General features: G+C 73.8%; 11 protein-coding genes. 6 read left to right on the forward strand and 5 right to left on the reverse strand.

Going from position 1 to position 9,308, the window contains the following annotated elements; all coding sequences use genetic code 11:
• Positions 1–297, reverse strand: a 297-nt coding sequence (locus tag VKG64_04155; GenBank protein HKB24226.1) for a hypothetical protein, incomplete at its 3' end; no start/stop codon positions are given.
• Between the two features lie 158 nt (positions 298–455).
• Between VKG64_04155 and VKG64_04160 the strand changes: the two genes are divergently transcribed.
• The 6 genes from VKG64_04160 to VKG64_04185 all read left to right on the forward strand — a co-directional run bounded on the left by VKG64_04160 (position 456) and on the right by VKG64_04185 (position 7,055).
• The gene (locus VKG64_04160) at positions 456–1,154 is read left to right on the forward strand and encodes a PIG-L deacetylase family protein (GenBank protein HKB24227.1); all 699 of its coding nucleotides are present in this window, start codon (positions 456–458) and stop codon (positions 1,152–1,154) included.
• A 181-nt stretch (positions 1,155–1,335) separates the two neighbouring features.
• Complete coding sequence (locus VKG64_04165) at positions 1,336–2,310, forward strand: DinB family protein (protein ID HKB24228.1); 975 nt, start codon at positions 1,336–1,338, stop codon at positions 2,308–2,310.
• Positions 2,307–2,801, forward strand: coding sequence for a YbaK/EbsC family protein (locus tag VKG64_04170; GenBank protein ID HKB24229.1), 495 nt, complete (start codon positions 2,307–2,309; stop codon positions 2,799–2,801). Before VKG64_04165 ends, VKG64_04170 begins: the two co-directional genes overlap by 4 nt.
• Positions 2,802–2,837: 36 nt before the next feature.
• Complete coding sequence (locus tag VKG64_04175; protein ID HKB24230.1) at positions 2,838–4,499, forward strand: M28 family peptidase; 1,662 nt, start codon at positions 2,838–2,840, stop codon at positions 4,497–4,499.
• A gap of 37 nt (positions 4,500–4,536) precedes the next feature.
• Positions 4,537–6,159: an AMP-binding protein gene (locus tag VKG64_04180; protein ID HKB24231.1), complete on the forward strand. Its 1,623-nt coding sequence runs from the start codon at positions 4,537–4,539 to the stop codon at positions 6,157–6,159.
• A 14-nt stretch (positions 6,160–6,173) separates the two neighbouring features.
• The gene (locus VKG64_04185; protein ID HKB24232.1) at positions 6,174–7,055 is read left to right on the forward strand and encodes an LLM class F420-dependent oxidoreductase; all 882 of its coding nucleotides are present in this window, start codon (positions 6,174–6,176) and stop codon (positions 7,053–7,055) included.
• Between the two features lie 53 nt (positions 7,056–7,108).
• Here VKG64_04185 and fsa read toward each other — a convergent pair whose 3' ends face one another.
• The 4 genes from fsa to VKG64_04205 all read right to left on the reverse strand — a co-directional run.
• Entirely contained in the window at positions 7,109–7,759 is a 651-nt protein-coding gene (fsa, locus tag VKG64_04190; GenBank protein ID HKB24233.1) for a fructose-6-phosphate aldolase, read from the reverse strand.
• Positions 7,756–8,133: a cyclophilin-like fold protein gene (locus VKG64_04195; GenBank protein ID HKB24234.1), complete on the reverse strand. Its 378-nt coding sequence runs from the start codon at positions 8,131–8,133 to the stop codon at positions 7,756–7,758. Before VKG64_04195 ends, fsa begins: the two co-directional genes overlap by 4 nt.
• Before the next feature lie 33 nt (positions 8,134–8,166).
• Positions 8,167–8,802 (reverse strand): NADPH-dependent F420 reductase, encoded by a 636-nt coding sequence (locus VKG64_04200; protein ID HKB24235.1) that lies wholly within the window; start codon positions 8,800–8,802, stop codon positions 8,167–8,169.
• Positions 8,803–8,823: 21 nt separating this feature from the next.
• A partial coding sequence (locus VKG64_04205; protein HKB24236.1) for a PfkB family carbohydrate kinase occupies positions 8,824–9,308 on the reverse strand: 485 nt, incomplete at its 5' end.

Raw genomic sequence — 9,308 nt, forward strand, 5'->3', positions numbered from 1 at the left:
CGCCAGGACCGGCGCGTCCGCCAAGCCCCCGAAGACGCGCGCGGCGACCGTGACGAGGACGGCGGGGCCCGCCCACGCCGCGACCGCGACGAGGCCGGCGGACGGGGGGCGCGGGAGCGCGGCGACGGTCAGGGTGGCGACAAGCGGCGCCACGACGATCGCGAGCCACCAGAAGGCGCCGACGCCGGCGATCCTGATCGAGCCGGGATCACCCGGGAGCAGGGGAAGGAGGATCACGCCCGCGACGAGGCCGGCCAGGACGGAACATCCGACGCGGCGCCCGGCGGCCGTGGGCATCGCGCGATTATAGCCCGGTCGCGCCGCGGGTCCGGAATCGGTATGCTAACGGGCGACGTCTATTGTAGCGGGGTCCGCGAGCGCAGCTTGAACCGTGGGTGGCCTGAGCAAGATACGCGTGGCTCCGACCTGCCCGTTCCACACGAAAGGAGAGCTTCTTGAGCGACAAGATCGAGCGCGTGATGCTGGTGACGGCGCACCCGGACGACTCGGAGTTCGGCGCGGGCGGGACCGTCGCGAAGATGGCCAAGGAAGGCCGCGAGGTGACCTACGTCATCGTCACCAACGGCAACAAGGGCTCGAGCGACCGCACGCTGACGCCCGAGCGGCTCGCGCGGATCCGGGAAGAGGAGCAGCGCAACGCGGCGCGCACGCTCGGCGTCGCGCGTGTCGAGTTCCTCGGCTACCCCGACTGCGAGGTCGAGGACACCCGCGACGTCCGGCGCGACGTCACGCGGCAGATCAGGAAGTGGCGGCCCGACCTCCTCATCTGCCAGAACCCGAACCGGACCTACAACCTCGGCGGCTCCCACCGCGATCACCGCGTCGCCGCGGGCGTCGCGCTCGACTGTGTCTATCCCCTGGCGCGCGACCACATGGCCTTCCCGGAGCTGCTGCCCGAGCACGAGCCCCACAAGGTCCGCCTCGTCTACGTGATGCAGTGGGAGAACCCGCACGTCGTCATGGACATCTCGGACTTCATGGACCTGAAGCTGAAGGCCCTCGCCTGCCACGCGAGCCAGTTCGCCGACTTCGTCGCCGTCGAGAAGCGCGTGCGTGAGCGCTCCGCCGAGCTCGGCAAGACGAAGGGCTACGCGTACGCAGAGGCGTTCGACCAGATCGTCATGCAGCGATGAAGCGATAGAATGAATCGCGTCAAGCCGAACGCAGCCGCCACGCACCTCGATCAGGGCACGTCCGGAGTGCCACCGGCCTCGCGGGCGTCGGTAGAATGAATCGCGTCAAGCCGAACGCAGCCGCCACGCACCTCGATCAGGGCACGTCCGGAGTGCCGCCGGCCTCGCGGCATCCGTTACAATGACCGACCGCGGGCTCGTCGTCGCCTCGCTCGAGGCGACGCCCCGGCTCCTGCGGCTCCTCACCGCCGACGCGACGGCCGCGCAGGCGGCGACGCCGCCCGCGCCCGGCGAGTGGTCCATCGCCGAGGTCGTCCGCCACCTCGTCGAGGGCGACCGCGACACCTTCGTGCCGCGGCTCCGGCTCATGCTCGCCGAGGCGCGGCCCGTGTTCGCGTCGCGGCGACCGGAGCCGGGCGACGCCTCAGACGTCGCGACGCTGCTCGACGTCTTCGCGAAGGCCCGGGGGCAGGCGGTCGGGCTGCTCGCGGCGCTCGACGACCCGGGCTGGCGGCGGGAGGGCGTGAGCCCGAGCCGCGGCGCGCTGAGCGTCGAGACCTACGCCCGGACGATGGCCGCGCACGACACGGAGCACCTCCGGCAGATCCACGCCGGCCGCGTGGTCCTCGGCCTCCTCCCGCGACGCTGCGAGGCCCGCCTGCCACTCGCCGTCCCCGAGCTCGTCGCCGCCCTCCGCGCGACGCCGGCCCGTGTCGCCGAGCTCGCGCGCGGGCTCGACGCGGAGCGGCTCCGCCGGCGCCCCACGGAGGGCGAGTGGTCCATGAAGGAGGTGATGGCGCACCTCCGGGACCTCGAGCGCGACCTCTTCCTCCCGCGCCTCCGTCGCATCCTCGAGGAGGAGCGGCCGCGGTTCGAGTCGTTCGACCCCGAGGCCTGGGCGCGCTCGCGCGACCACCGGGAGGGGAGCTTCGAGGCGGACCTCGAGGAGTTCACCGCCGCCCGGGCACGGACGCTCGCCTTCGTCGAGGCGCTGCCGGACTCGGCCGTGGCGCGGGTCGGCCTCTCGGGCCACTTCGGGCCGGTCACGCTCGCGCAGTACGCGACCCACGTCGCGGACCACGACCTCGAGCACCTGGGTCAGCTGATGGCAGTGCGAGGTGAGCCGGTTCGACCGGCGAGCCGAGCCTTTCAATGATCGACAATAGTCCCGTTCTCGCGAATCCCAGCGTCCGCCGCGTCCAGGACGCGCTCGATGCGCTGGGCGGCGGCCATCGCGTCGTCGCGCTCGCCGAGTCGGCGCGAACGGCGGCCGACGCCGCGCGGGCGCTCGGCTGCCGCGTGGACCAGATCGTGAAGTCGCTGGTCTTCCGGGGACGCCAGACGGAGCGCGCGATCCTCGTCGCGGCGAGCGGCGGTAACCGCGTGGACGAGGGGAAGGTCGCCGGCCTGGTCGGCGAGCCCGTCGCGATGGGCGACGCCGCGTTCGTGCGCGCCCGCACGGGGTTCGCGATCGGCGGCGTGGCGCCGATCGGCCACGCGGAAACCTTCCCCGCGCTGATCGACGAGGACCTCCTCCGGTGGGAGGAAATCTGGGCCGCGGCGGGCCATCCGAGCACGGTCTTCAGGCTCACGCCGGCGGACCTCGTCAAGATGACGGGCGGCCGCGTGGCCGCCGTCAGGGCCTAGCCGCCACGCGCCCCCTCTGGGGGTAAAATACCGGCCGTGACCGGTCGCCGCTCGGCCCTCCCCGTGCTGGTCGCGCTCCTGCTCCTCGGCGCCACCGCCGCCGTCGCGCGCGGCCCCGTCGTCCCGCCGGCGGCGCCGGCCCTCGCGCGCGACGTCGAGGCCCTCAGCGCGCCCGACATGGAGGGGCGCCGCTCGGGGACGCCCGGCGGTGAGCGAGCCGCGCGCCGCATCGCCGAGTGGATCGAGGCGGCCGGACTCCGCCCCGGCGGCGAGCATGGCACGTTCTTCCAGTGGTTCGCCGTCGAGACCGGCATCGCGCTCGGGCCCGCGAACGAGCTCGCCCTCGCGAGGCCGGGCGGCCGCCGCTTCGAGGTCGGGCGCGAGTGGACGCCGCACGGCGGCTCCCTCACGGGCGCGCTGAGCGCCGAGATCGTCCTCGCGGGCCGGGGGGCGACGAGCGACGACGGGAGCTTCGACGACTACGCGGGCCTCGACGTGCGCGGCCGGATCGTGGTGGCGCTCAACGGCACGCCGGGGGCACTCGGCACGACGCGCGTGTCGCGGCTCGACAAGCTCATCGCAGCGCGACGCCACGGCGCCGCCGCGCTCCTCCTGGTCGCCGACGCGCTGCCGCCGCTCGACGCGACGGCCGCCCGGGTCGGGCTGATCTCCGGGACGCTCACGCGCCAGGCCGCCGGGGCGCTCCAGACCGGCGATCGCGTGAGCCTCAGGGTGGACCTCGCGGCCGCCGTGCGGCGCGGGGCGAACGTGGTCGGCATCCTCCCCGGCGCCGAGCCCGCGCTCGCCGACGAGGCGGTCGTGATCGGCGCGCACTACGACCATCTCGGGCGCGTGGACGGTGTCGTCCATCCGGGCGCCGACGACAACGCCTCGGGCACGGCGATGGTCGTCGGCCTCGCGCGCGCGTTCGCGGCGGCGGGCGGCGCCCCGCGCACGCTCGTCGTCGCGCTCTTCGGCGGCGAAGAGCTCGGCCTCCTCGGCTCGCGGCACTACGTGCGCGAGCCCGCGGTGCCGCACGCCAGGACGGTCGCGATGGTGAACTTCGACATGGTCGGGCGGATGCGCGAGCACCGCCTCGTGATCGCCGGCGGGGACAGCGCTCGCGGCCTCGCCGACGCGCTCGCCCCGGCGCCGCCGACGCGCGTCACGCTGGAGCTCCGCGGCAACCCCTGGGGTGCCTCCGACCACAGCCTGTTCTACGACGCCGGCGTGCCCGTCCTCTTCTTCACGACGGGCGCCCACGCCGATTACCACACGCCGAGCGACACCGCCGACAAGATCGACGCCGACGCGATGGCGGAGATCGCACGGATCGCCGCGGCGGCGATCGAGCGCCTCGCGGGCGGCGCGCGTCCCGCGTACGCGCGCGTCGCCCCGCCCGGGCAGCGCCCGGCGCAGGGGCCGCCCGTGGGCGGCGCGTTCCTCGGCGTCGTCATCACGCAAGCCGGCGCCCGCGACGGGCTGCGCATCGGCGGCGTCGTGCCCGGCAGCGGCGCGGCGACGGCGGGGCTCAGCGAGGGCGACGTGATCGTCCGCCTCGGCGGCGCCGCGGTGGACAGCTTCGACGACCTCCGGGCCGTGCTGCGCGGCAAGAAGCCCGGCGACGCCATCCGGGTCGTCTATCTGAGAGACGGCGACGCCCACACGACCTCGGCCACGCTCGGCGCGCGGCCGTAGCGCCGGCGGGTCACCCCCGAACTCGAGGACGACGACGATGACCGCCGACGAGGTGAAGGCCGCGACGACGCTGACGGAGCTGATGCGCCGCCGCGCCGCGCTCACGCCCGACGCGCCGTACTTCCACCTGTACGGCGAGACGGTGACGTACCGGCGCCTCTGGGAGCAGAGCGCGCGCCACGCGGCGGGGCTCGCGCGCGCGGGCGTGGGCGCGGGCGAGAGGGTCTGCCTCATCTACCCGACGTGCGCCGAGTTCTTCTACACCTTCTTCGGCGCGCTGCGGCTCGGCGCGGTGCCCGTCCCGCTCTACCCGACGCTCGGCGTCGAGGGGACGGCGAGCATCCTCCGGAACTGCCAGGCGCGGGCCATCGCGACGATCGGCTGGTTCAGGAAGGGCGTGGACGAGAGCGTCGGGCTGACCACCGGCGCGCCCGCGATCCTCGAGCCTCCCGACCTCGACGTGGAGGGCCGGGCGCCCTCGGCTCCGCCCGCGCGCGAGGACGACCTCGCCTTCCTCCAGTACACCTCGGGCAGCACGAGCCATCCGCGCGGCGTCATGTTGAGCCACGCGAACGTCGTCGCGACGATCAAGTTCATGGCCGAGGCCGCGGGGCTCACGGCCGAGGACCGGGTCGTGTCGTGGCTGCCGCTCTACCACGACATGGGGCTCATCGGCTGCTCGTTCACGCCGCCGCTCACGGGCACGCCGCTCTGGCTCATGCCGCCCGACCTCCGGAGCCCGCGCGCGTGGCTCGAGCTGGTGACCGAGGTCCGAGCGACGTTCACGGTGTCGCCCGACTTCGGCTACCGGAACTGCGTCCGGCACGTCCGCGACACCGCGGGTCTCGACCTCACGAGCCTCAAGGCCGCGCTCTCGGGCGCCGAGCCCGTGCGCGTCTCGACGATCGAGGCGTTCGAGCGCCACTTCGGCCTCGCGGAGATCGTCCGCCCGTGCTACGGCCTGGCCGAGGCGACGCTCGCCGTGGCGATCTGGCCGCGCCGGGCGCCGCTCAGGCTCGACGTGAGCGGGCGCTTCCTCTCGGTGGGCCGGCCGTGCACCGGCGTCTCGGTGCGGATCCTGGCGCCGCTCGACGCCGGCGCGGGCCTCCACGACGACACCGCGCTCCCGCCGGGGGTCGAGGGCGAGATCTGCGTCAAGAGCCCGGGCGTGATGCGTGGCTACTACGGGGACCCCGAGGCGACGGCGCGCGTGCTCATGCCCGACGGCTGGCTCCGGACCGGCGACCTCGGCTTCGTGGACAAGGACGGCTACCTCTTCGTCGCGGGCCGCTTGAAAGATCTGATCATCCTCGGCGGCGAGAACATCCTGCCGGCGGACGTCGAGGAGGTCGTGGACACCGTCCCCGGCGTCCGCTACTCGGCGGCGGTGGGAATCGACAGCGCGCGCGCCGGGACCCAGCGCCTCCACGTCGTCGCGGAGGTCCGCAGCGAGAGCGCCGGCCACGACGAGTACCACGGCCTCGTCCGCGAGATCGTGAGCCGCGTGCACAAGGCGCGCGGCCACCGTCCCGCGCGCGTCCTCCTCGTGCGCGCGAGCTCGATCCCCAAGACGTCGAGCGGCAAGATCCAGCGCTCGCGCCTCGTCCAGATGATCCGCGACGGCGAGCTCCGCGAGCGGGTCGTGTACGGCGGGCACTGAGGGGAGCGCCGCCGATGGAGTTCGGCTGCCACCTGCCCGTCTACGGCGCCGCCGCCACGCGCGACGTGCTCCTCGGCTTCGCGCGCCGGATGGAGGCGCTCGGCTACGCCTCCCTCTGGGCGAGCGACCACGTCGTCATCCCCTACGCGATCGCCTCGCGCTACCCCTACAGCCCGACGGGCGACTTTCCGCTGCCGCCGGCGACGAACTTTCTCGAGCCCCTGACGGCGCTCGCCCTCGTCGCGGGCGCGACGGAGCGGATCAGGCTCGGCACGACGGTGCTAGTCCTGCCCCACCGCCACCCGGTCCTCGCCGCCAAGATGCTGGCGACGCTCGACCATCTCGCGCCGGGCCGGGTGGTCCTCGGCGCCGGCGTCGGCTGGATGCGCGAGGAGATCGAGATGTTCGGCGTGCCCTACGCGCGGCGCGGCGCCTGGAGCGACGAGGCGATCCGCGTCATGCGGGCGTGCTGGGCGGGCGAGCGCGTCGAGCACCGCGGCGAGTTCTGGCGCTTCCCGCCGTTCGCGGCGCTGCCGCGGCCGGCGCGCGGCACGGTGCCGATCTGGATCGGCGGCCATACGCCGCGCGCCCTCCGGCGCGTCGCCGAGCTGGGCGACGGCTGGCACGCCGCGTTCCCGACCGCCGAGAAGATGCGCGCGGGCGTCGCCGACCTCGAGGCCGCGTGCACGAAGGCCGGGCGCGACGTGAAGTCGCTCGTGATCAGCGCGCGCGTGGGCCTCCCGGCGAAGCAGGACGCGGAGGCGCTCGTGAGGGAGATCCGGGCGCTCGCGGCGCTCGGCGTGAGCCACGTGATCCTCGAGTCGCGCGTCCGCGACCTCGCCGACCTCACGCAGATCTACGAGAAGTTCGCCAGGGAGGTCCGCCCGAGCGTCTGAGCCGGGCCGGCGCCCCTGCTGGAGCCTCGTCCGAAAACGCTACGCGCGACGCGTCAGATCTTCTCGCCGAGCTTCGCCCAGTCGTCCAGGAACTTCTTGAGCCCGATGTCCGTCAGCGGGTGCTTCATGAGCTGCTCGAGCACCGCGAACGGAAGCGTCACCACGTGCGCGCCCGCCTTGGCGGCGTCGATGACGTGGAGCGGGTTGCGAATGGACGCGGCGAGCACCTGCGTCTTGAACCCCTGGACGCGGTAGATCTCGCAGATGTCGCGGACCAGGTCCATGCCGACGGCGGCGATGTCGTCGAGGCGCCCGAGGAACGGGCTGATGTAGTAGGCGCCGGCCTTCGCGGAGAGGAGCGCCTGGGTCGCCGAGAAGCAGAGCGTCTGGTTGACCCGGATGCCCTTGCCCGTGAGGTACTTCACCGCCTTGATCCCGTCCTTGGTGAGCGGGCACTTCACGACGACGTTGTCGGCGATCTGGCGGAGCTCCTCGCCCTCCTTCACCATGCCCTCGAAATCCGTCGCGACCACCTCGAGGCTCACGTCGCCGGGCACGACCGAGCAGATCTCCTCGACGAGCGGCCGGAAGGGGCGCTTCTCCTTGGCGATCAGCGACGGGTTGGTGGTGACGCCGTCCACCAGGCCGAGCGCGACGCCCTCCTTGATCTCGGTCACGCTGGCGGTGTCGAGAAAGATTTTCATTCGTTCCTCCTGAGGGTCACGCGCGTTCCCGCGCGGACCGCCTTGAATGCCTTGGGATCGCCGACGATCCGCCCCACGACGTTCACCGGGCTGGCGGGACGGATCTCGTCGCCCCGGCTCATCGGCGTCGGGCCGAAGAAGACGCAGAACGCGCGCCCCGGCGGCCAGTAGCCGAGGTCGCCCGGCTCGACGACCTCCCGGGGCGACTCGGGAGCGGCGGTGAGGCCGATGTCGAAGTAAATCTCGTCGCCCCAGGTGTCGGCCTTCGCCTCGATCGGCAGCGCGTCCCAGATCGCGGCGGCCGTCTTCGAATCGTTGAGCCGCGCCTCCGTCGAGACCCGGCCCGCCGTGATCACGATCGCGCGATCCGCCACGGGCTCAAGCCTAGTCCTCGCGGCGAAGAGGTGTCAACTGCGCCGCATCAGGCGGAACGCGATGTTCGGGCCGAGGCGGCCCTGGTACGCGAGCCAGATCCAGAGCATCGCGAGCGGCTCGAGCAGGCGCGCCTGGGCGAGCGGGCCCGCGTCGACGACGTCGAAGCCGAGCGCCTTCACCAGCTCGCTCACCGTCGCCTTCGCGCCGGCGTCGCCGCCGCAGACGAACATCGTAGCCGGCGCCTCCGGGTAGCGAGGGTCGGTCATGTTGCCGGCGCCCGTCGTGTTGAGCGCCTTCACGACCCTGGCGCCCTTCGCCCAGCGCGCGACCGACTCACCGCCCGACGTCGTGTGCCCCACGCTGAGGGCCGAGAGGTCGGGCCGGAGCGGGTTGGTGCAGTCGATCACCACCTTGCCGCCGAGGTCGCCCGCCTGGCGAATCGCGCTCTCCGTCGCCTCGAACGGCGTCGCCAGCACGACCACCGGGCCGAACGCGGCGGCCTCCGCCACCGTGCCGGCGCGGGCCGACTTCCCCGCCGCCGCGACGAGCGCCTGCACCTTCGGGCTCTTCGCGTCGCGTGCGCCGAACATGACGTCGTGCCCGGCGAGCGCCCAACGCGTGCCGACGGCGGACCCGACGTTCCCCGTGCCGATGATCCCGATTCGCATCGCGCCTCCCGTGGCGCGGCCTCAGCCGCGCCGCTCGTATTCTCCGAGCGTAGCATCGAGCGCAATCCGGTCGGGCACCGTGGACCACCCCTGGCCCTCGACGGCGAGCGCGCCGGCGCAGGCCGCCGCGCCCGCCGCGTGCCAGGCGTCGCCGGAGCGCTGGTACTCGACGAGGAACGTCGCGGCGAAGACGTCGCCGGCGCCCGTCGGATCGACCTCCGTGGCCGGCCGCGGCCGGACCTCGTGGCGGTCGCCGTTGACGAACAGGAGGGCGCCGTCGCGGTCCGCGGTGAGGACGCCGAGCGGCACGTGCTGGAGCCACTCGACGACCGACGCCTCCTGGCCGCGGACGTCCTCGCGCGAGAGGAAGAGCGCCTGGATGTGGTGCAGCAGCGGCCGAGGCGACTCCCACGGGCGCGGCGCCAGCCGCCCGTCGCGGCCCGTCGCGCGCAGCCACCCCTGCGCCGCCGCGCCGACCGCGCCCTCGGTGAACTCGACGGCGAGCC

The organism is Candidatus Methylomirabilota bacterium, from assembly GCA_035260325.1.
Taxonomy (GTDB): Bacteria; Methylomirabilota; Methylomirabilia; order Rokubacteriales; family CSP1-6; genus AR19.